We start from the raw sequence: 19,522 nt of genomic DNA, 5'->3' as shown, positions 1-19,522 counted from the left end.
ATCTTGAACGAGATCGACAGGCCCATGCCGGTGCCCTTGCCGATCGGCTTGGTCGTGTAGAACGGGTCGAAGATCTTCGGCAGCACGTTCGCCGGGATGCCGCTGCCGTTGTCCTGGATCTCGATGCGCACCATGTCGTCGCCCTCGCGCGCGGTGCGCAGCGTGATCACGCCGGGTTCCGGGCGATCCGCGGGCATCGCATGCACCGCGTTCGTGATGATGTTCAGGAAGACCTGGTTGATCTGCGACGGCGAACACTGGATCTTCGGCAGGTCGAAGGCCAGCTCGCGGCGGATCTCGACGGTGTTCTTCAGCAGGTTGCGCGCCAGCAGCAGCGTGCTCTCCAGGCCTTCATGCACCGCGAACTCGCTGACCTTCGCGCGGTCGAGCCGGCTGAAGTTCTTCAGGTTGGTGACGATCTCGGAGATCTGCTCGATGCCGTGGATGCCGTCGGCCAGCAGCTGGCCCATCTCGTCCATCACGTGGCTGCCTGCGACCTCCTTCGTGGACTTGTCGAACTCGTGGGCCAGCGTCTGCAGCCGGGCACGGTCGCGCTGCTCGTTCGGCAGGTGCAGCATCTGCGCGAACTGCACGCTGTTGGCCGCGAGCTGGGCCACCGGGGCGACCTGCTCGCGCAGCACCTCGAACGTGCCCTTGACGTAGGCGAGCGGCGTGTTGATCTCGTGCGCGATGCCCGCCACCATCTGCCCGAGGGCCGACATCTTCTCGGACTGCACCAGGTGGACCTGCGACTCCTTCAGCTCGGCATGGCTGCGCGTCAGCGCCTGGTTCACGCGGGCGAGCATCCGGTAGCTGGCGATCAGCCGCCACGCGAGCCAGCCCAGCGCGACCAGCAGCACCGCCGAGTACGCCACCAGCACCCAGCGCCAGGTCTGCTGCGATACCAGCAGCTTCTCGTGCTCCAGGGCATGCATGTCGGCCAGCTCGTCGAGTGCACGGGCGGTCGGCAGCACGGCGAGCTGCTTCAGGATCCTGTCCCCCACCTGCTGCTGGCGCAGCACGGTCTCCGCGTGGGCCGAGAAGCCGGCCACGCGCTGGGCCGCTTCGGCCGGCAGCGACCTGGCAAGCTCGCGCAGGCGGGCGATGCTGGCGTCGACCCGCTCGACATGGACCAGCTCCGGCGTGTTGACATAGACGAGCGTGTCGACCAGCACGCGGTCGACCGCCGCCGCCAGCCCGTCGCGGCCGGCCGCCGGCCCGGCGAGCAGCACTTCGGAGGCCGCCGACGGCAGGTAGYGGGTGGAGTTGCGCAGGATCGAATGCTGCGACTTGAACCGGTCGATCAGCTCCACCTTCGAGCTCATCAGCTGCCGGTAGGTGTCGAGCAGCGGCAGGATGCGCTCGGCACTGTCGCCGCGACCGCTCCAGAACCGGTCGGTCTTGCTGCGCAGCAGGTCGTCGAGCGACTCGATCACCGGCAACGGGCTCGCCACCGGGTCGTAGCTCGCATTCAACCCCGTCTTCGAGCGCAGCACGTCGACGTTCCATTCGGCATCGATCTGCTTGAGCTGGCGCAGCAGGGTGCCGATCTCGCCGTACTCGACGTGGTTCACGTCCGAGGTCTTGTTCACCAGCAGCGCCAGCACCACCGCCAGCACGCCGCCGACGAGCAGGTTCACCCAGGTTCGCTTGTTCATCGTGATCATGGGAGGGCGCTCGTTCAGGGTTGGATGCGGGGCTCGAGCGAGCGACCGCGCAGCTCGCCGGTGAGCGTGTGCAGGAACTTCACGATCAACGCCTTGTCCTGCTGCGAGGCCGGCCGCCCGAGCTGGTAGCGGAACATCGTGTCCACCGCGTCTTCGAGCGTGCGGGCCGAGCCGTCGTGGAAGTACGGCGCCGTCAGCGCCACGTTGCGCAGGCTGGGCACCTTGAACATGTGGCGGTCCGCCTCGTTGTGCGTGACGTTGTAGCGCCCCATGTCGGCGGCGGTCGGCTGCCCGCGGCCGGCGAAGTAGTCGCCCATCACGCCGAACACCTGGAACATGTTGCCGCCGACGTTCACCCCCTGGTGGCAGGCGACGCAGCCGTAGCTCTTGAACAGCTGCCAGCCCTGCAGCTCGTCGCTGCGCAGCGCCGTCTTGTCGCCGCGCAGGTACTTGTCGAAGCGCGCGTTCGGTGTCGTCAGCGATCGCTCGAACACCGCGATCGCGTCCTGGATGTTGCGCGGCTGCAGCCCGTCGCGGTACGACTCCTCGAAGGCCGCGACGAGCGCCTTGTCGCGCCCGAGCTTCTCGATGACCTGCGGCCAGTTGCTGCCCATCTCCTTCGGGTTGTGCACCGGACCGGCCGCCTGCTCCTCCAGCGATCCGGCGCGGCCGTCCCAGAACTGGCGGAAGTTGTAGCCGCTGTTCAGCACCGTGGGCACGTTGATCGGACCGACCGCACCGCCGATTCCGATCGCGCTGACGCGGCCATCGACACCGCCGCGATCGAGCGAATGGCAGCTGGCACAGGCGATGGTGTCGTCGCCGGACAGGCGCTTGTCGTGGAACAGCCGGTCGCCGAGCGCGACCTTGCGCGCATCGAGCCGCACGTCGAGCGGGATCGGCCGGATCGGCTCGTCGACCTGCGCCCACGCCTGTCCTGCAGCGAAGCCGCCCAGCGTGGCAGCGAGAACAGCGGCGGCAATCTTTTCGGCATCCAACCAGGGCATGAGCACCTCATCAGTCGTTGTGTGCGTGATGCGTCACTGCACCCGTGGACTATCGGCTCAGGTTGTCACGTGACGTAAGGCATTGCCGCACAGGTCGTTCACCCAAAAGGTCAACAAATGCCAACCGCGCGGTGGTGCTTCCCCCGGGTACGAATGTCCTTTCAATCGATGGAACCAGGCGCAGGTCGCGGTCACTCAGTTCGCACGGAATCTCTTGGCCCCTCCGGGCTTTTCGATCCATGAGCAACACCCTGAAGAACTTGATGGACGGCTTCTCGCGCCAGGTCGGCGGAGCGCAGTTCGAGTTCGACGGCGAAGGCCACCTGCAACTGGTGGTCGACGGCAAGTTCGTCGTGAGCCTGCTGCACGAACCCGTCGAGTCCCGCATCCATTTGTTCGCCGAGGCCGGCTCGATGCCGTTCGGTCCGGAGCACGTCTTCGATGAAGACCGCTGGCAGGCCAGCACCGACCGCACCGATGACGACGGCTTCACATCGGCACTGCGCTGGCATGAGTCGACCGGCAGCGTGCTGCAGCTGGCGAGCGCACCGGTCGATCAGCTCGACGATGTGAAGTTCGCGAACTGGCTCCAGCGCTTCCTCGACAACCTGTCGATGCTCGGCCAGCTGATCGAATCCGGCCCGGATGTCGAGAACGCCGAAGTGATCGAGGTCAGCGAATTTCCGCCGATGGACCCACGGGAGCTGGAGTTGCAGCTGATGCCGTGAGGCCGGTCAACGGCATCTCTTCAACCGAAGTCGAAGGAGCACAACATGGGACCCACTGGAATCTCTCGTCTCGCATCACACCATCGGCTGAATGCTGCGAACGCCGATGTGGCCGTCGGCCGGCTCGGCACGCACACGGTCGGTCAAGGCGCGGTCAGTCAAGGCGCGGTCGGTCGAGATCATGGCAGCCCGACCCGGCTGTCGACGAGCCAGCAGGCGAAGTACGTCCTCGGTGGTGCGCCTGCGACGGCCACGAGTCCTTCGCTGCAAAGGCTGATGGACGCACTCATCCACGTGCAAGCCTGATCGCAGGCCCTACAGGCAATCCGGCGCCTGCACCGCCTGCAGCACGGTGTCGACGACACCCTCGCGATCGCGCCGGCGCAGCCACCACACCGCGCCCTTCTTGACCGACCAGTCCTGCGGCTGGCCGCTCAGCAGCAGCGCCGCCACCTGGCCGAGCGTCGGCTGGTGACCGATCACCAGCATCGGCTCGCTTGCGTCGGGCCAGCGCACGGCCTTCAACACGGCATCGGGCGCCGCATCGGGCGCCAGTGCCGCCAGCGTCTTGAACGACTTGTCGAGCGCCTTCGCGGTCTGCTGCGTGCGCACCGCCGGGCTCACCAGGATGCGCGTCGAATGCGCCAGCCGGTGGTTCAGCCATTCGGCCATGCGCTGCGCCTGGCGCTCGCCCTTCGGTGTCAACGTGCGCTCCAGGTCGTCCTGGCCGTCGCGCAGCACATGCGCCTCTGCATGGCGCCACAGGATCAGGTCCATGGCTGTCACCCCGCTTGCTTCGTCACCCTCAGTGTCATCAGCGCCTGCTGTGCGCTCGGGCCGTCGGTGCCGATCCGCCGGTAGCTGCCGTCCGACTGCAGGCTCCAGGCGTCCTTGCCGTCGTGCAGGTAGGGCACCAGGCATTCGTCGATGACGCGCTGGCGCATCGCCGCATCGCGCACCGGCCAAGCCACCTCGATGCGGCGGAACATGTTGCGCCCCATCCAGTCGGCACTCGACATGAACAAGGCCTCGTCCGCCTCGCTTGCGCCCCAGCGAAAATACAGCACGCGCGAATGCTCCAGCAGCCGGCCCACCACCGAGCGCACGCGGATGCGGTCGGTCCGGCCCGCGATGCCCGGTGGCAGCATGCAGGCGCCGCGCACGATCAGGTCGATGTCGGCACCGGCCTGGCCGGCCGCCACCAGCGCCTCGATCAGCGGCACGTCGGTCAGCGCATTGATCTTCACGACGATGCGCGCCGGCCGCCCCTGGCGTGCCGCATCGGCCACCTGGTGGATGTGCGCGAGCATCTGCTTGTGCAGCGTGAACGGCGCCTGCAGCAGCTGGCGCAGCGGGCGCATCTTGCCCAGGCTCGCGAGCTGCTGGAACACCGCGTCGATGTCGGCCGTCATCTCCGCGTCGGCCGTCAGGCAGCCGACATCGGTGTACAGCCGCGCGGTCTTCGGGTTGTAGTTGCCGGTCGACAGGTGGCCGTAGCGGCGCAGCCGGCCGTCCTCGCGGCGCGTCACCAGCAGCAGCTTGGCATGCGTCTTCAGGCCGACGATGCCGTACACCACCTGCGCACCCACGGCCTCCAGCCGCTCCGCCCAGTTGATGTTCGCCTCTTCGTCGAAGCGCGCCTTCAGCTCGACGACGGCCATCACTTCCTTGCCGCGCCGCGCCGCGTCGATCAGCAGGTCCATCAGCGGCGATTCGCTGCCGGTGCGGTAGATCGTCTGCTTGATCGCGAGCACGTCGGGATCCTCGACCGCCTCGCGCAGGAACTGCACCACCGGCTCGAACGATTCGAACGGGTGGTGCATCAGCACGTCGCCGCGGCGCAGCCGCTCGAGGATCGATTCGTCGCGCGACAGCCCCGTCGGCCACGGCGCATCGTGCGGCGGGAAGCGCAGCGCCGGCGCGTCGGCGGCGTCGATCAGCGCGTTCAGCCGCACCAGGTTCACCGGCCCGTTCACGTGATACAGCGCCGCCTGCGGCAACGCGAACTGCATCAGCAGGAATTCCGACAGCTCCGGCGGACAGGTGTTCACCACCTCCAGCCGCACCGCCTGGCCGAAGTGGCGCGTCGTCAACCCCGAGCGCAGCGCCTGGCGCAGGTTCGCGACATCGTCCTCGTCGACCGCGAGGTCGGAATCGCGGGTCAGCCGGAACTGCGAGAACGCCTCGACCTCGCGGCCGGGGAACAGCTCGGCCAGGTGCGCGCGGATCACGCTCGTCAGCAGCACGAAGGCCTGGCCGGTGCCGGCGATCTCGTCGGGCAGCCGGATCACGCGCGGCAGCACGCGCGGCACCTTGACGATCGCGATCGTGTTCTCGCGCCCGAACGCATCCTTGCCGCCCAGCCGCACGATGAAGTTCAGCGACTTGTTGGCGACCTGCGGGAACGGGTGCGATGGATCGAGCCCCACCGGCACCAGCAGCGGCCGCACCTGGCGCTGGAAGAAGGTGTCGACCCAGCGCCGCTGCGCCTCGTTGCGGTCGCTGTGGTTCAGGATCTGGATGCCCTGCTGCTTGAGCGCCGGCATCACCTCGTCGTTGAAGCAGCGGTACTGGTCGTCGATCAGCAGGTGGGCCTCGGCGGCCACCGTCGCCAGGTCGCGCGGCGAGACGCCGGCGCCGGGCTGGCGCACCGCCTCGATGTAGTCGGCGAAGCGCACCTCGAAGAACTCGTCCATGTTGGACGACACGATGCAGATGTAGCGCAATCGCTCGAGCAACGGCACATCGTCGCGCCGGGCCTGGGCCAGCACGCGTCGGTTGAACTCGAGGATGGCGCTTTCACGGTTCAGCAGCGCTGGCATCAGCGGTGCCGGCGAAGCAACGGTCGGCGCGGTCATCCGACGAGTTTATGAAGGTTTTGCGTCGGTTTCGTGACACCCATGTCAGTGCTGGGCCGCGCCGGCACCAGGTGATCGAGGAACTCGCGGCACACCGGCTCCCAGCCGAACTGCAGCGCGCGCTCGCGGGCGCGATCGCGCGGGATCTCCAGCGCCTTCAGTGCCGCGGCGCGCAGATCGTCGTGCAACACGCCGCCATCGCGCCCGTCGCCCTGCGGCGCCACCACGTCCAGCGGACCGGCCACCGGGTAGGCGGCGACCGGGGTGCCGCAGGCCAGCGCCTCCAGCATCACGAGGCCGAAGGTCTCCGAGCGGCCGGGGAACACGAACACGTCGGCCGCGCTGTAGATGCGCGCCAGCTCCGGGCGCGTGACGACGCCGCGCCAGTGCACCTGCGGGTACTCGCGCTGCAGCCGCTCCTGCAGCGGGCCGACGCCGTAGACCACCTTCGAGCCCGGCAGGTCGAGGTCGAGGAAGGCCTCCAGGTTCTTCTCGTAGCTGAGCCGGCCCACGTGCAGGAAGACCGGCCGTGGCAGGCCGAAATCGGCCTGCGGCACCGGCTCGAACAGGCCCAGGTCGACGCCATGCGACCAGCGCCGCAGCGGCTTGAAGCCGTAGCCCTGCAGGATGTCGAACATGCCGGCCGTCGGCACCATGATGCCGCTGGATTTCGCGTGGAAGCGGCGGAACCAGGCATAGCCCCAGCGCTCGGGCAGGTGCAGCGCCCGTGCCAGGATCTCGGGGAAGCGGGTGTGGAACGCGGTCGTGAAGGCGAGGCCGCGCCGGATGCAATGCTTGCGCGCCGCGCCGCCCAGCGGCCCTTCGGTGGCGATGTGGATCGCGTCGACACCGCCCCCACCCTCGCCACCATGCAGCGCGGCGTCGATGCGGCGCGCCACCTCGCGTCCCGGCCGCCACGCGAGCTCGATCTCGCGGTAGCCCGGGCAGGCGAAGCGGCGAAAGCCCGAGGGCTCGATCAGCAGCACCTCGTGACCGAGCGCAGTCAGGCCCTGCTGCAGCTCCACCAGCGTCGTGACGACGCCGTTGACCTGCGGCTTCCAGGCGTCGGTGACCAGCAGGATCCTCATGCGGCCTCCGCCACGGTGGGCGCCGCTTGTGCCACTTTGGGCGCCGCCTGCGGCTCGCGGTCGCGCAGCTGCTGGGCCCAGTCGATGATCTCGAGCCGCCCGTCGGCATGCTCGACCAGCGCGGTCAGGCTCTCGACCCAGTCGCCGTCGTTGGCATAGGTGATGCCGTCGATGTCGCGCAGTTCGGCATGGTGGATGTGCCCGCAGACGACACCCTGCACGCCGCGGCGGCGCGCCTCGCGGGCGACCGCGTTCTCGAAATCGCCGATGAAGCTGACGGCGCGCTTGACCTTCAGCTTCAGGTATTTCGAGAGGCTCCAGTACGGCAGACCCATGCGTGCGCGCAGCGAGTTGAGGTGGCGGTTCAATTTGAGCGTGAACTCGTACAGCGTATCGCCGACGTGGGCCAGCCACTTGGCGCACTGGATCACGCCGTCGAACAGGTCGCCGTGCAGGATCCACAGCTTGCGGCCGTCGGCGGTCTCGTGCACCCACTCCTCGGCCACCTCGATGCCGCCGAACTCATGGCCGACATAGCGGCGCGCGAACTCGTCGTGGTTGCCGGGGATGAAGACGACGCGCGTGCCCTTGCGCGCCTTGCGCAGCAGCTTCTGCACCACGTCGTTGTGCGCCTGCGGCCAGTACCAGCTGCGCCGCAGCTGCCAGCCGTCGACGATGTCGCCGACCAGGAACAGCGTGTCGCTCTCGACATGGCGCAGGAAATCGAGCAGCGCATCGGCGCGGCAGCCGGGCGTGCCCAGGTGCAGGTCCGAGATCCACACGCTGCGGTAGCGCAGCCGGTGCGAGGTCGGCTCGTCCTCCGCCCCGGGAGCGGGCTCCTGCGGAACGGTCCAGGCACGAAAGAAGGCGTCTCGTTGCATGGACACCCAGCTTCGCAGCCGGCCATGACGCCGTGGTGGCAAGGGCATGACGGGCCGGTGACGTGCGCCGTCCGATAATCGCCCGATGCACTTGTTGATTCCCAACGCCAGCACGCTCTCCGAAGCTGGCCTGCCGGCACAGCGCGGCCTCGTCCTTCCCCACCTGCAGCGCCTGCTGCCGCGCATGGTGCCCGCCGACCGGCTGGGCACCGACGAATACGCGTTGAACACCCCGGCCGAACTGGCGCACGCACAGGCGCTCGGCTGGCGCGGTGCCGACGGCTGCCTGCCCTGGGCCGCCCACGCGGCCGCGGCCGACGGCGTGCCGGTCGGCGAGGCCCCCTGGGGCCTGCTGACGCCGGTGCACTGGCACGTGGGCGCCGAGCACGTCAGCGTCGGCTACCCGGAGCAACTGCGGCTGAGTGCCAAGGAATCACATGCCTTGTTCGAGGCGGTGCGCCCGCTGTTCGAAAGCGAGGGCTGGCAGCTGGCCTGGGGCGCGCCGCTGCGCTGGTATGCATCGCACGATTCGCTGGAAGGCCTGCCGACCGCATCGCTCGACCGCGTGATCGGCCGCAACCTCGACCTGTGGATGCCCGAGCACCCGCAGGCGAAGGCGATCCGCCGGCTGCAGAACGAGGTGCAGATGATGCTGTACCAGCAGCCCGAGAACGACCATCGCGCCGAGATGAGCATGATGCCGGTCAACTCGTTCTGGCTGAGCGGCTGCGGACGCCGGCAGCCGGCGGGCTCGACCGCCGGGCTGCTCATCGACCACCGGCTGCGCGCTCCGTTGCTGGGCGAGAACTGGGCCGACTGGACCGAGGCCTGGCGCGCGCTCGACGCCGGCCCGGTGCGCGAGTTGCTGGCGCGGCACGATGCCGGCGAGGCGGTGTCGCTCACACTGTGCGGCGAGCGCTTTGCGCAGCGGCTGCAGGCCGGCTCGCAAGGCTGGCTCACGCGGCTGGCGCGGCGTTTCGGCGGCGCATCGCCGACGGCGCTGCTGGAGGCGCTGTGATGGCCGATGTGCGGATCGCCCGCCGCGATGCCCCGCCGCGCAGCGTGTGGGCGCTGGAGCAGGCCGGCGTGCACCCGCTGCTGGCGCAGCTGTTCGCTGCACGCGGCGTGCGCAGCAACGACGAACTCGACGACGGGCTGGCGCGCCTGATCCCGCCGGCCGAGCTGCACGGCGCGCAGGCGGCCGCGGTGCTGCTGGCCGACGCGATCGCGGCGCGCAAGCGCATCTGCGTGGTCGCCGACTACGACTGCGACGGCGCCACCGCCTGCGCGGTCGCGTTGCGCGGGCTCGCGCTGCTGGGCGCGGAGCCCGGCACGCTGCGGCACATCGTGCCCGACCGCGCGGTGCACGGCTACGGGCTGACGCCGACCATCGTCGACCTGGCCCTCGAACAGAAGCCCGGTCCGAAGCCCGACCTGCTGCTCACCGTCGACAACGGCATCGCGAGCATCGCCGGCGTCGCGCACGCCCGGGCGATGGGCCTCGACGTGCTGGTCACCGACCACCACCTGCCCGCCAAGGAAGGCGAGCAGGTCGTGCTGCCGGACGCCAGCGTGATCGTCAACCCGAACCAGCCCGGCTGCGCCTTCCCGAGCAAGAACCTGGCTGGTGTCGGCGTGATGTTCTACGTGCTGCTCGCGCTGCGCACCGAATTGCGCGCACGCGGTGCCTTCAGCGCCGAGCAGCAGCCGCGTCTCGACGCGCTGCTCGACCTGGTCGCGCTCGGCACGGTGGCCGACGTGGTGCGGCTCGATGCGAACAACCGCCGGCTGGTCGCGCAGGGCCTGCGGCGCATCCGCGCCGGCAAGATGCACGCCGGCATCGCCGCGCTGTTCAGCGCGGCCGGGCGCGATGCGTCGCGCGCCACCGGCTTCGATTTCGGCTTCGCGCTCGGGCCGCGCATCAACGCGGCCGGCCGGCTGTCGGACATGTCGCTCGGCATCGAGTGCCTGCTGACCGACGACCCGGCGCGCGCCGCGCAGCTCGCGCAGACGCTGGACACCATCAACCGCGAGCGCCGCGAGGTCGAGGCCGGCATGCGCGAGCAGGCCGAGGCCATGCTCGAGACGCTGATGCCCGAGGGCGATGCGCCGCCGGCGCTGGCGCTCTACGACCCCGAGTTCCACGAAGGCGTGGTCGGCATCGTCGCCGGGCGGCTGAAGGACCGGCTGCACCGGCCGACCTTCGTGTTCGCGCTCGGCCAGGACGGCTTGCTGAAGGGCTCGGGCCGCTCGATCCCGGGCTTCCACCTGCGCGATGCGCTGGACCTCGTCACCAAGCGCCACCCGGGCGTGCTGAAGCGCTTCGGCGGGCACGCGATGGCGGCAGGCTGCACCTTGGCCGAGGAGGATTTCGACACCTTCGACGGCGCGCTGCAGCAGGTGGCCCGCGAGTGGCTGGACGCGGCGACGCTGTCGCGCACGCTGCTGACCGACGGGCCGCTGGCGGCCGAGTATTTCAATGCCGAGACGGTGCGCTCGCTCGATGCGCAGGTGTGGGGCCAGGCCTTCGAGCCGCCGCTGTTCTGCGACGAGGTCGAGGTGGTGTCGCAGCGCCTGGTGGCCGAGAAGCACCTGAAGCTGTCGGTGCGGCATGCGGGTGCGCTGCGCGATGCGATCTGGTTCGGCCACACCGCGCCGGTGGGCACGCGGGTGCGGCTCGCCTACCAGTTGCGCGTCGACGAATACAACGGCCAGCAGCGGGTGCAGATGGTCGTGGAAGGAGCCGGATGAAAGCGATGATGCGGGCGGCGCTGGTGGCCGCGATGTGCGTAGCGGGTGCTGCCGCGCAGGCGGTCGACGTGGTGACGGTCGCGACCGGGCTGCAGAACCCGTGGGGCCTGGCCTTCCTGCCCGATGGCCGCATGCTGGTCACCGAGCGCCCGGGCCGCCTGCGCATCGTCGCGGCCGATGGCCGGCTCGGCGCGCCGCTGCAGGGCGTGCCGGAGGTCGACGCGCGCAGCCAGGGCGGGCTGCTCGACGTCGCGCTCGACCCGAAGTTCGCGAGCAACGGCCTCGTCTACTGGAGCTATGCCGAGGCCGGCAGCCGCAGCGAGGCAGACAAGAACGGCACGGCGGTCGCGCGCGGCCGGCTGCAAGGCGACAAGCTGACCGGCGTCAGCGTGATCTTCCGGCAGCTGCCGAAGGTGAAGAGCACCGCGCACTTCGGCTCGCGGCTGGTGTTCGGCCGCGACGGCCGCCTGTTCGTCACGCTCGGCGACCGCTACCTGATGCGCGACGACGCACAGAACCTCGGCAACCACCTCGGCAAGGTGGTGCGCATCGAGGCCGATGGCGGCGTGCCGGCCGACAACCCGTTCGTCAGGACGGCGGGCGCGCGGCCGGAGCTGTGGAGCATCGGCCACCGCAACCTGCAGGGCGCCGCGCTGAACCCGTGGACCGGCGCGCTGTGGACCCACGAGCACGGCCCGCAGGGCGGCGACGAGGTCAACCTCGATGCGGCGGGCAGGAACTACGGCTGGCCGGTGATCACCTACGGCTGCGAGTACGGCAGCTGCGCCGCGATCGGCGAAGGCAAGGCCAAGGCCGGCATGGAGCAGCCGCTGACGTACTGGGTGCCGTCGATCGCACCGAGCGGCATGGCCTTCCTGACGAGCGATCGCTACCCGGGCTGGAAGGGCAGCCTGTTCGTCGGCGCGCTGGCGAGGCAGATGCTGGTGCGGCTGCAGCTCGACGGCGACAAGGTGGTCAAGGAGGAGCGGCTGCTGACCGAGCTGCACGAGCGCATCCGCGACGTGCGCCAGGGGCCGGACGGGTTCCTGTACCTGCTGGCCGACAACAACCCCGGGCGCGTGCTGCGCGTCACGCCCTGAGGAGAAAGGCCGTTCGGGCTGAGCTTGTCGAAGCCTTGGCGGCATGCGAACGGGTGGCGGGTTACCCCTGCGGCGATGCAGCCTGAGCAGGCTCCCTACAATGTCCTCCGTGAGCCAACCTGCTGTATGGACCAACGCCGACCTGCACTGCCATTCCGCGGTGTCGGACGGCACGCTGCAACCCGAGGAACTCGCGGCGCGCGCGAAGGCCAACGGCGTCGAACTCTGGGCGCTGACCGACCATGACGAGGTCGGCGGCCAGCAGCGTGCCCGGGCGGCGGCGCTGGCGCTGGGCCTGCCCTACCTGACCGGCACCGAGATCTCGGTGACCTTCGCCGGCACCACGGTGCACATCGTCGGGCTCGGCTTCGATGCCGACGATGCGCAGCTCGTCGCCGGCCTCGCCGCGACGCGCGGCGGCCGCGAGGAGCGCGCCCGCGAGATGGCCGCGGGCCTGGCCGAGGTCGGCATCCACGGCGCCTACGAGGGCGCGTTGAAATACGTCGGCAACCCGGAGCTGATCTCGCGCACGCACTTCGCGCGGCACCTGGTGGAGAGCGGCGTCTGCCAGGACACGCACGAGGTCTTCCGCAAGTTCCTCGTCGAGGGCAAGCCGGGCTACGTGCCGCACCGCTGGGCAAAGCTCGGCGACGCGGTGCGCTGGATCCGCGAGGCGCACGGCATCGCGGTGATCGCGCACCCGGGGCGCTACAAGTTCACCGCCAACGAGGAATACGCGCTGTTCACCGAATTCAAGGTGCATGGCGGGCGCGGGGTCGAGGTGATCACCGGCAGCCACTCGAACACCGACTTCATCAAGTACGCCGACATGGCGCTCGAGTTCGAGCTGCTCGCGTCGCGCGGTTCCGATTTCCACAGCCCCGACGAGAGCCACGTCGACCTGGGGACGCTGCCGCCGCTGCCGGGCAAGCTGACGCCGGTCTGGGAAGCGCTCGTCGACCGCGTGCAGCTCCCGTGAACCCACGATCGTGACAAGACAGCGCCCCGCCCGGGGCATCGCGCTGATCGCCCTGGCGGCGCTGTGCTTCGCGACCATGGACACCACGATCAAGTACCTGGGCGCTTTCCTGCCGGTGCTGTTGATCCTGTGGGCGCGCTACGCCTTCCAGGCGGTGTCGATGGGGATCTGGTTGCTGCGCTCGAAGACCGCGGGCTTTCGCACCGCGCACCCGCGTTTCCAGCTGGCGCGCGGCGCGCTGCTGCTGGCCACCAGTGCGCTGAGCTTCTTCGGCGTGCAGCAGATGCCGGTGGCCGAATTCACCGCGATCAACATGCTGACGCCGGTGGTCGTGACGCTGCTGGCGGCCTGGGTGCTGCACGAGCGGGTGTCGACGCTGCGCTGGGCGCTGGTGTGCGCGGCCTTCGTCGGCGCGATCATCGTGATCCGACCGGGCAGCGGGCTGTTCGGCTGGGCGGTGCTGTTCCCGCTGGCCGGCGCCCTCACCTACGCGAGCTTCCAGGTGCTGACGAGCAAGCTGTCGGCGCTGGAGAGCCCGTACACGACGCACTTCTACACCGGCCTGACCGGCGCGCTGGTGCTGACGCCGGTGCTGTTCCTCTTCAGTGCGATCGACACCGACGGCACGCTGTTGGCTGCGCCGCCGCAGCAGCTGGTGCTGCTGCTGGTGATCGGCGCGCTCGGCACGGTGGGCCACCTGTTCCTGATCCTCGCGCTGGGCCTCGCGCCGACGGCGACGCTGATGCCCTTCATCTACCTGCAGATCGGCGTGGCGGCGGCGGTGAGCTGGGCGGTGTTCCGCTACGTGCCGGACGGCTGGGCCTGGGTCGGCATGGGCGTGATCGCGGTGTGCGGTGCGGCGAGCGCGTGGCTGAACATGCGCAAGACCGCGGCGCACCCCGCGACATCGACAGTAGCGGCCGACACGATCGCGGATTAGCATCGCGGCCCATGCCGCAATTCTTCGAAGTCCATCCCGAGAACCCGCAACAGCGCCTGCTGAAGCAGGCCGCGCAGATCCTGCACGACGGCGGCATCGCCGCGGTGCCGACCGATTCGAGCTATGCGCTGGTGTGCCACCTCGACGACAAGGCGGCGGCCGAGAACCTGCGGCGCATCCGCGGCGTCGACGACAAGCACCACCTGACGCTGCTGTGCCGCGACCTGTCGGAGCTGGCGAGCTACGCCCGCGTCGACAACCGGCAGTACCGGCTGATGAAGCATGCGACGCCGGGGCCGTTCACCTTCATCCTCGAGGCGACGAAGGAAGTGCCGCGGCGCGTGTCGCACCCGTCGCGCCGCACCATCGGCCTGCGCGTACCGGACCACAGGATGCTGCTGCAGCTGCTCGACATCTTCGGCGAGCCGTTGCTGTCGACCACGCTGATCGCGCCGGGGGAGACCGAGCCGATGAACGACCCGGATGAGATCCGCGAGCGTTTCCAGGGCCAGGTGCAGGCGGTGGTCGATGCGGGCGCATGCCCGCGCGAGCCGACGACGGTGGTCGACCTGACGACAGACGAGCCGGTGCTGTTCCGTTTGGGAAGGGGAGACCCCGCCCTGCTGGGACTGCCAGTGGACTGAGACAACTCAGGCGGTGGGCGCGACCAGCAACCCGTCGTCCTTCAGCTTGAACTGCCGCACCGCATCCACCAGCCGCGCCGCCTGCTGCTGAAGACTGTCCGCCGCAGCAGCCGATTGCTCGACCAGCGCCGCGTTCTGCTGCGTCACCTGCTCGATCTGCATCACCGAATCGCTGACCAGGCCGATGCCGGCCGTCTGCTCGCCGGTCGCGGTGCTGATCTCGTCGATCAGCTCGGCCACCCGCTTCACCTGCGCCACGACATCCTTCATCGTCACGCCCGCATCGCCCACCAGCTGCGTGCCGGCTGCCACCTTCTCGACGCTCGCGCCGATCAGCGCCTTGATCTCCTTGGCCGCCTGCGCGCTGCGCTGCGCGAGGCTGCGCACCTCGCTGGCCACCACCGCGAAGCCGCGGCCCTGCTCGCCGGCGCGCGCCGCTTCCACCGCCGCATTCAGCGCGAGGATGTTGGTCTGGAACGCGATGCCGTCGATCACGCCGATGATGTCGCTGATCTTGCGCGAGCTGGCGCTGATCTCCTCCATCGTCGTCACCACCCTGCCGACCACGTCGCCGCCCTGCACCGCCACCTGGCGGGCCGAGCTCGCGAGCTGCGTGGCCTGGCGCGCGGTGTCGGCATTCGCCCGCACCGTCGCGGTGATCTGCTCCATCGACGCTGCCGTGCGCTGCAGGTTCGAGGCCTGCTCCTCGGTGCGCTGCGACAGGTCGGCGTTGCCGCCGGCGATCTGGCTCGAGCCGGTCGCGATGCTGTCCGAGCCGGCCCGCACCGCGCCGACCACCCGCACCAGGCTGTCGTTCATCACCTGCAAGGCACCGAGCAGCTGCCCGGTCTCGTCGCCGCTGCGCACCTCGATGCGCGAGGTCAGGTCGCCGGCCGCCACCGTCTCGGCCACCAGCACCGCGCGCCGCAGCGCACCGGTGATCGAGCGGCTGATCACCAGGCTGATGGCGACCGCGCACAGCGCAGCCACACCGGCCAGCACCAGTGTCGTGACGATCCCCGCGCGGCCCGAAGCCTGGGCCTGGCGCGCGGCGTCCTGCATCTGCGTTTCCTGGAAGCGAACCATGTCGAGCGAAGCGGCCAGGTAGGCGTCCTGCAGCGGCCGCACTTCCTTCAGCAGGAAGTTGCGCGCCGCATCCGGCAGGTTGGCCTGCAGCAGCGTGACCACCTTCTGGCGCTTCTTGACGTAGGCGTCACCGCTTTCCTGCAAGGCCTTCAGCAGTTCGTCGCCCTTGGGCGTGGCGCCGCTCCCGGCCAGCTTCTCGCGCAGCTGCGAGATCTCGCGCGTGGCCTCGCTGACCTTCGTGATGTAGCCCTTGACCTCGGCGTCGTCACCGACGGCCAGCACCGCGCTGCGCAGGTGGTTGGCCTGTTTGTTGACGGCACGGTCGATCTCGGTGGCCAGCGCGATCTGGCCGTAGCCCTCGCTGACGATCTCGGCCGTGGCCGCATTGATGGCGCGGATGCGCCACACCGACACGCCGGTGATCATCACCAGCAACAGGATCACGACGCCGAAACCCAGGCCCAGTCGCGTCCCGATCTTCATCCGGTTGACGAAATTCATGTTGTCTCCTGAATCGCCCGCGCAGCCTGGGCGGCTGCAACGGGATCAGGAGGCTATCGGCGCGGCCCGGCACCGACTTGAGTACGAGCGGACCCTATTTCGTCAGGATCAGCTTGCCGAGCGACGTTTGCCGCAAACGGTACTCGATGCCGTGGTGGTCGATGATGACCAGCGTTTCCCCGGCGAAGACCGCGTCGCTGGTGATGCAGCGCAGCGGACCTGCCGCGCCGCCGCCGACCGGCTGCACGCGGGGAGAACGGACGGGCGCCGCGGGCAGGGCCTGCGCGGCGGAGGACAGGTGGGTGGAGGTGTGCATGGCTTGCAGTTTAAATGCGAACCGTTCGCATCTACAAGCCCCCTCGTCTGCAAATCCCCTGCGCCGGCCCGGCTTTCGCCGCATGGAGCTGACGTATCAGACCTTCAGCGCCGCGGTGACGACGATCTCGATCCGGTAGGCCGGGTTCGCCAGCTTCGCCTGCACGGTGGCCCGCGGCGGGGCATCGCCGGGGGCGACCCAGTCGTCCCAGACCTCGTTCATGCCGGCGAAATCGGCCATGTCGGCCAGGAAGATCTGCGCCATCAGGATGTGCGCGTTGTCGGTGTGCGCTTCGGCGAGCAGCCGGTCGACCATCGCCAGCACCTGGCGGGTCTGGCCACGGATGTCCTGCGTGGTGTCGTCGGGCACCTGGCCGGCGAGGTAGACCGTGCCATGGTGGATGGCCATGTCGGAATAGCGGTCCTCGACGTGGAAACGCCGTACGGCGTGGGTCATGGCTTGGCTCCGTGGTCGGAATGTTTGTGGGAATGCTTGTGCGGGTGTTGCGGCGGGTGTTGGTGCTGATGTTGCGGCTGATGTTGCGGCGGATGCCCCTTGGCCGCCGCAGCCGCCGCCTTCTTGCTGCCGAGCTTGCTCTCGGTGCCGGCGATCAGCTTCTGGATGTTGGGCAGGTGGCGCCAGACCAGCAGCAGGCTCATCACGACGATCGCGCCGGCGAGCGGGCCGCCGTCCCAGATCAGCAATTGGTAGAACGGCGCGAAGACCGCCGCCACCAGCGCCGCCAGCGACGAGTAGCGGAAGAAGCCCGCGATGATGATCCAGGTGAGCAGCGTCGCCGCGCCCAGCCACGGGTTGAACGCGAGCAGCACGCCGGCCGCGGTGGCGACGCCCTTGCCGCCCTGGAAGCGGAAGAACACCGGCCACAGGTGGCCGACGAAGGCCGCCAGCCCGACCAGCGCCACGGTGCCCTCGCGCAGCCCGAAACGCGCACCGAACAGCACCACCAGCAGCACCGGCACGTAGCCCTTCAGCGCATCGAGCAGTAGCGTCAGGATGGCCGCGGTCTTGTTGCCCGAGCGCAGCACGTTGGTCGCGCCCGGGTTGCCCGAGCCGTAGCTGCGTGGATCGTTCAGGCCCATGGCCCGGCTGACGATCACGGCGAACGACAGCGAGCCGATCAGGTAGGCCGCGATCACGGCGGCAACGGTGTAGAGAGTCTCCATGGGGTCTTGGCCGCGGGCGCGGGGCGTCCGGCTGGCAGTTTCGGCTGGGCGCCTATTCTGCACCGGCGCACTGCACCGGCCTGGCCCCGAGCAGGCTCGTCAGCACGCCGGGCGAGATGCCGACCAGGTAGCCGCGCCGCCCGCCGTTGATGTAGATGCCGGGCAGCTCGAGGATGCCGGCCTCCACGTACACCGGCATCGCCTTGCGGGTGCCGAACGGCGAGGTGCCGCCGACCAGGAAGCCGCTGTGGCGCTGCGCCACCTCGGGCTTGCACGGCGCGACCTTCTTCGCGCCGATCTGTCGCGCGAGGTTCTTCGTGCTGACCTGGCGATCGCCGTGCATCAGCACGATCAGCGGCGCGGCGGTCTCGTCCTCCATCACCAGCGTCTTGACGACGTGGTGCTCGTCGACGCCGAGCTGGCGCGCCGATTCGGTGGTGCCGCCATGCTCGACGTAGTCGTAGAGGTGTTCGGTGAACGCGATGCCGTTCTTGCGCAGCAGCTGCGTCGCGGGGGTCTCGGAAGCGTGGTCCTTGCGTGCCATGTCCGCGAGTGTAGGGAATCGCTCTGTATCACTCTTTGTCCGATCGGATTGCGTACACAGCACGGGACAAAACGGCCGCGTTCACGACACACCCCGGATACGTCGGACCGGCTCAATGACGCATCCCAACACGAGAGGTTCGCCATGTCCGAGAAGATCGATCTCCAACGCCGCCACCTGTTCGGTGCAGCAGCCCTGGGCTTCAGCGCGCTGCAGCTGGGCCTGGTCACGCCCGCTGCGGCGCAGTCGTCGCGCGCCACGCTGCCCGACATCAAGCCCGGCACCAACACCTCGTTCGGCGCGCTGAAGCAGGTCGACGCCGGCGTGCTGAGCGTCGGCTACGCCGAAGCCGGTCCGGCCGACGGGCCGGTGGTGATGCTGTTCCACGGCTGGCCCTACGACATCCACACCTATGTCGACGTGGCGCCGCTGCTGGCCTCGGCGGGCTACCGCGTGATCGTCCCGTTCCTGCGCGGCTACGGCACGACGCGCTTCCTGTCGGCCGACACGCCGCGCAACGGCCAGCAGGGCGCCATCGCGCAGGACGTGATCGCGCTGATGGACGCGCTGAAGATCGACCGGGCCGTGATGGCCGGCTGCGACTGGGGCGCGCGCACCGCCTGCATCGTCGCGGTGCTGTGGCCGCAGCGCACGAAGGCGCTGGTGTCGGTCAGCGGCTACCTGGTGACCAACGTGCAGGCCGGCCAGCAGCCGCTGCCGCCGGCGGCCGAGCTGCAGTGGTGGTACCAGTTCTACCTGACGACCGAACGCGGCCGCCGCGGCTACGACGCGAACCGCCATGCGTTCGCGAAGCTGATCTGGCAGACGGCGTCGCCGCAGTGGCGTTTCGACGATGCGACCTTCGACCGCTCCGCCAAGGCGCTGGACAACCCCGACCACGTCGCGATCGCGGTCCACAACTACCGCTGGCGGCTCGGCCTCGCAGCCGGCGAATCGAAGTACGACGAGATCGAGGCGAAGCTGGCCACCGCGCCGCGCATCACGGTGCCGGCCATCACGCTGGAAGGCGATGCCAACGGCGCGCCGCACCCGGAACCGTCGGCGTATGCCGGGAAGTTCACCGGCCCGTACGAGCACCGCAACGTCTCCGGCGGCATCGGCCACAACCTGCCGCAGGAAGCGCCGCGTGCGTTCGCGCAGGCGGTGATCGACGTCGCGAAGGCATGAGCCCGCATCCTTTTTCAACCCACGGTATCCATCCCATGAAGACACTCCTCTCCCTCACCC

The 19,522-nt window shown here is 69.4% G+C and carries 19 protein-coding genes; 8 read left to right on the top strand and 11 right to left on the bottom strand.

All coding sequences use genetic code 11. From position 1 onward, the window contains the following. Nucleotides 1-1,658 (bottom strand): DAHL domain-containing protein (locus AC1D1T_RS18890; protein ID WP_477992300.1); only part of this gene is annotated, 1,658 nt, incomplete at its 3' end. Between the two features lie 23 nt (nucleotides 1,659-1,681). Continuing rightward, complete coding sequence (locus AC1D1T_RS18885) at nucleotides 1,682-2,674, bottom strand: cytochrome-c peroxidase (protein ID WP_082004250.1); 993 nt, start codon at nucleotides 2,672-2,674, stop codon at nucleotides 1,682-1,684. Between the two features lie 239 nt (nucleotides 2,675-2,913). On the opposite strand from AC1D1T_RS18885, the gene AC1D1T_RS18880 reads away from it, so the two are divergent. After that, on the top strand, nucleotides 2,914-3,402 hold the full coding sequence (locus AC1D1T_RS18880) for a type III secretion system chaperone (protein WP_477992299.1): 489 nt from the start codon (nucleotides 2,914-2,916) through the stop codon (nucleotides 3,400-3,402). A 315-nt stretch (nucleotides 3,403-3,717) separates the two neighbouring features. On the opposite strand, the gene sixA is transcribed toward AC1D1T_RS18880, so the two are convergent. The 4 genes from sixA to AC1D1T_RS18860 are packed head-to-tail and all read right to left on the bottom strand — an operon-like array spanning nucleotide 3,718 to nucleotide 8,229. Beyond that, on the bottom strand, nucleotides 3,718-4,179 hold the full coding sequence (sixA, locus tag AC1D1T_RS18875; protein ID WP_047503323.1) for a phosphohistidine phosphatase SixA: 462 nt from the start codon (nucleotides 4,177-4,179) through the stop codon (nucleotides 3,718-3,720). A gap of 5 nt (nucleotides 4,180-4,184) precedes the next feature. Further along, on the bottom strand, nucleotides 4,185-6,260 hold the full coding sequence (gene ppk1, locus AC1D1T_RS18870) for a polyphosphate kinase 1 (protein WP_477992298.1): 2,076 nt from the start codon (nucleotides 6,258-6,260) through the stop codon (nucleotides 4,185-4,187). Continuing rightward, nucleotides 6,257-7,348: a glycosyltransferase family 4 protein gene (locus AC1D1T_RS18865; protein ID WP_477825488.1), complete on the bottom strand. Its 1,092-nt coding sequence runs from the start codon at nucleotides 7,346-7,348 to the stop codon at nucleotides 6,257-6,259. The genes ppk1 and AC1D1T_RS18865 overlap by 4 nt, the downstream gene beginning before the upstream one ends. Continuing rightward, nucleotides 7,345-8,229 (bottom strand): UDP-2,3-diacylglucosamine diphosphatase, encoded by an 885-nt coding sequence (locus AC1D1T_RS18860; protein WP_477825487.1) that lies wholly within the window; start codon nucleotides 8,227-8,229, stop codon nucleotides 7,345-7,347. The genes AC1D1T_RS18865 and AC1D1T_RS18860 overlap by 4 nt, the downstream gene beginning before the upstream one ends. 85 nt (nucleotides 8,230-8,314) lie before the next feature. Between AC1D1T_RS18860 and AC1D1T_RS18855 the strand changes: the two genes are divergently transcribed. The 6 genes from AC1D1T_RS18855 to AC1D1T_RS18830 all read left to right on the top strand — a co-directional run bounded on the left by AC1D1T_RS18855 (nucleotide 8,315) and on the right by AC1D1T_RS18830 (nucleotide 14,643). Continuing rightward, nucleotides 8,315-9,247 carry a hypothetical protein gene (locus tag AC1D1T_RS18855; protein WP_477825486.1) on the top strand — a complete coding sequence of 311 codons (933 nt, stop codon included), beginning with the start codon at nucleotides 8,315-8,317 and terminating at the stop codon, nucleotides 9,245-9,247. Between the two features lie 8 nt (nucleotides 9,248-9,255). Continuing rightward, nucleotides 9,256-10,980 carry a single-stranded-DNA-specific exonuclease RecJ gene (recJ, locus tag AC1D1T_RS18850; RefSeq protein ID WP_477825492.1) on the top strand — a complete coding sequence of 575 codons (1,725 nt, stop codon included), beginning with the start codon at nucleotides 9,256-9,258 and terminating at the stop codon, nucleotides 10,978-10,980. Beyond that, the gene (locus AC1D1T_RS18845; RefSeq protein ID WP_477825485.1) at nucleotides 10,977-12,080 is read left to right on the top strand and encodes a PQQ-dependent sugar dehydrogenase; all 1,104 of its coding nucleotides are present in this window, start codon (nucleotides 10,977-10,979) and stop codon (nucleotides 12,078-12,080) included. Before recJ ends, AC1D1T_RS18845 begins: the two co-directional genes overlap by 4 nt. Nucleotides 12,081-12,189: 109 nt before the next feature. After that, the gene (locus AC1D1T_RS18840; RefSeq protein WP_465115076.1) at nucleotides 12,190-13,059 is read left to right on the top strand and encodes a 3',5'-nucleoside bisphosphate phosphatase; all 870 of its coding nucleotides are present in this window, start codon (nucleotides 12,190-12,192) and stop codon (nucleotides 13,057-13,059) included. Between the two features lie 10 nt (nucleotides 13,060-13,069). Beyond that, a complete protein-coding gene (locus AC1D1T_RS18835) occupies nucleotides 13,070-13,999 on the top strand; it encodes a DMT family transporter (RefSeq protein ID WP_477828307.1) in 930 nt (309 codons plus the stop codon). 11 nt (nucleotides 14,000-14,010) lie between these two features. Then, the gene (locus tag AC1D1T_RS18830; RefSeq protein WP_477828308.1) at nucleotides 14,011-14,643 is read left to right on the top strand and encodes an L-threonylcarbamoyladenylate synthase; all 633 of its coding nucleotides are present in this window, start codon (nucleotides 14,011-14,013) and stop codon (nucleotides 14,641-14,643) included. A 6-nt stretch (nucleotides 14,644-14,649) separates the two neighbouring features. Here AC1D1T_RS18830 and AC1D1T_RS18825 read toward each other — a convergent pair whose 3' ends face one another. From AC1D1T_RS18825 to ybaK, 5 genes are all read right to left on the bottom strand, one after another. After that, nucleotides 14,650-16,230, bottom strand: a complete 1,581-nt coding sequence (locus AC1D1T_RS18825; RefSeq protein WP_477992297.1) for a methyl-accepting chemotaxis protein — start codon at nucleotides 16,228-16,230, stop codon at nucleotides 14,650-14,652. A 94-nt stretch (nucleotides 16,231-16,324) separates the two neighbouring features. Continuing rightward, entirely contained in the window at nucleotides 16,325-16,546 is a 222-nt protein-coding gene (gene hemP, locus AC1D1T_RS18820; RefSeq protein WP_156154859.1) for a hemin uptake protein HemP, read from the bottom strand. A gap of 96 nt (nucleotides 16,547-16,642) precedes the next feature. Then, entirely contained in the window at nucleotides 16,643-17,002 is a 360-nt protein-coding gene (locus AC1D1T_RS18815) for a RidA family protein (RefSeq protein WP_047587532.1), read from the bottom strand. Then, a complete protein-coding gene (gene plsY / locus AC1D1T_RS18810) occupies nucleotides 16,999-17,730 on the bottom strand; it encodes a glycerol-3-phosphate 1-O-acyltransferase PlsY (RefSeq protein ID WP_465113923.1) in 732 nt (243 codons plus the stop codon). The genes AC1D1T_RS18815 and plsY overlap by 4 nt, the downstream gene beginning before the upstream one ends. 52 nt (nucleotides 17,731-17,782) lie before the next feature. Beyond that, nucleotides 17,783-18,274 (bottom strand): Cys-tRNA(Pro) deacylase, encoded by a 492-nt coding sequence (gene ybaK, locus AC1D1T_RS18805; RefSeq protein ID WP_465113924.1) that lies wholly within the window; start codon nucleotides 18,272-18,274, stop codon nucleotides 17,783-17,785. Between the two features lie 144 nt (nucleotides 18,275-18,418). Between ybaK and AC1D1T_RS18800 the strand changes: the two genes are divergently transcribed. After that, nucleotides 18,419-19,462 carry an alpha/beta fold hydrolase gene (locus tag AC1D1T_RS18800; RefSeq protein ID WP_477825987.1) on the top strand — a complete coding sequence of 348 codons (1,044 nt, stop codon included), beginning with the start codon at nucleotides 18,419-18,421 and terminating at the stop codon, nucleotides 19,460-19,462. The last annotated feature ends 60 nt before the right edge of the window (nucleotides 19,463-19,522 follow it).

It is taken from the genome of Rhizobacter sp. P2_H3 (assembly GCF_056403355.1).
The sequence above is the reverse complement of the archived record's forward strand: the minus strand, read 5'-3'. Positions and strand labels throughout refer to the sequence as shown.

What these genes read in the sequence shown, in the direction of transcription:
- AC1D1T_RS18885 (WP_082004250.1), bottom strand. Translation starts at nt 2,674, where the DNA reads ATGCCCTGGTTGGATGCCGAAAAGATTGCCGCCGCTGTTCTCGCTGCC.
- AC1D1T_RS18880 (WP_477992299.1), top strand. Translation starts at nt 2,914, where the DNA reads ATGAGCAACACCCTGAAGAACTTGATGGACGGCTTCTCGCGCCAGGTC.
- sixA (WP_047503323.1), bottom strand. Translation starts at nt 4,179, where the DNA reads ATGGACCTGATCCTGTGGCGCCATGCAGAGGCGCATGTGCTGCGCGAC.
- ppk1 (WP_477992298.1), bottom strand. Translation starts at nt 6,260, where the DNA reads ATGACCGCGCCGACCGTTGCTTCGCCGGCACCGCTGATGCCAGCGCTG.
- AC1D1T_RS18865 (WP_477825488.1), bottom strand. Translation starts at nt 7,348, where the DNA reads ATGAGGATCCTGCTGGTCACCGACGCCTGGAAGCCGCAGGTCAACGGC.
- AC1D1T_RS18860 (WP_477825487.1), bottom strand. Translation starts at nt 8,229, where the DNA reads ATGCAACGAGACGCCTTCTTTCGTGCCTGGACCGTTCCGCAGGAGCCC.
- AC1D1T_RS18855 (WP_477825486.1), top strand. Translation starts at nt 8,315, where the DNA reads ATGCACTTGTTGATTCCCAACGCCAGCACGCTCTCCGAAGCTGGCCTG.
- AC1D1T_RS18845 (WP_477825485.1), top strand. Translation starts at nt 10,977, where the DNA reads ATGAAAGCGATGATGCGGGCGGCGCTGGTGGCCGCGATGTGCGTAGCG.
- AC1D1T_RS18830 (WP_477828308.1), top strand. Translation starts at nt 14,011, where the DNA reads ATGCCGCAATTCTTCGAAGTCCATCCCGAGAACCCGCAACAGCGCCTG.
- AC1D1T_RS18825 (WP_477992297.1), bottom strand. Translation starts at nt 16,230, where the DNA reads ATGAATTTCGTCAACCGGATGAAGATCGGGACGCGACTGGGCCTGGGT.
- hemP (WP_156154859.1), bottom strand. Translation starts at nt 16,546, where the DNA reads ATGCACACCTCCACCCACCTGTCCTCCGCCGCGCAGGCCCTGCCCGCG.
- AC1D1T_RS18815 (WP_047587532.1), bottom strand. Translation starts at nt 17,002, where the DNA reads ATGACCCACGCCGTACGGCGTTTCCACGTCGAGGACCGCTATTCCGAC.
- plsY (WP_465113923.1), bottom strand. Translation starts at nt 17,730, where the DNA reads ATGGAGACTCTCTACACCGTTGCCGCCGTGATCGCGGCCTACCTGATC.
- ybaK (WP_465113924.1), bottom strand. Translation starts at nt 18,274, where the DNA reads ATGGCACGCAAGGACCACGCTTCCGAGACCCCCGCGACGCAGCTGCTG.
- AC1D1T_RS18800 (WP_477825987.1), top strand. Translation starts at nt 18,419, where the DNA reads ATGTCCGAGAAGATCGATCTCCAACGCCGCCACCTGTTCGGTGCAGCA.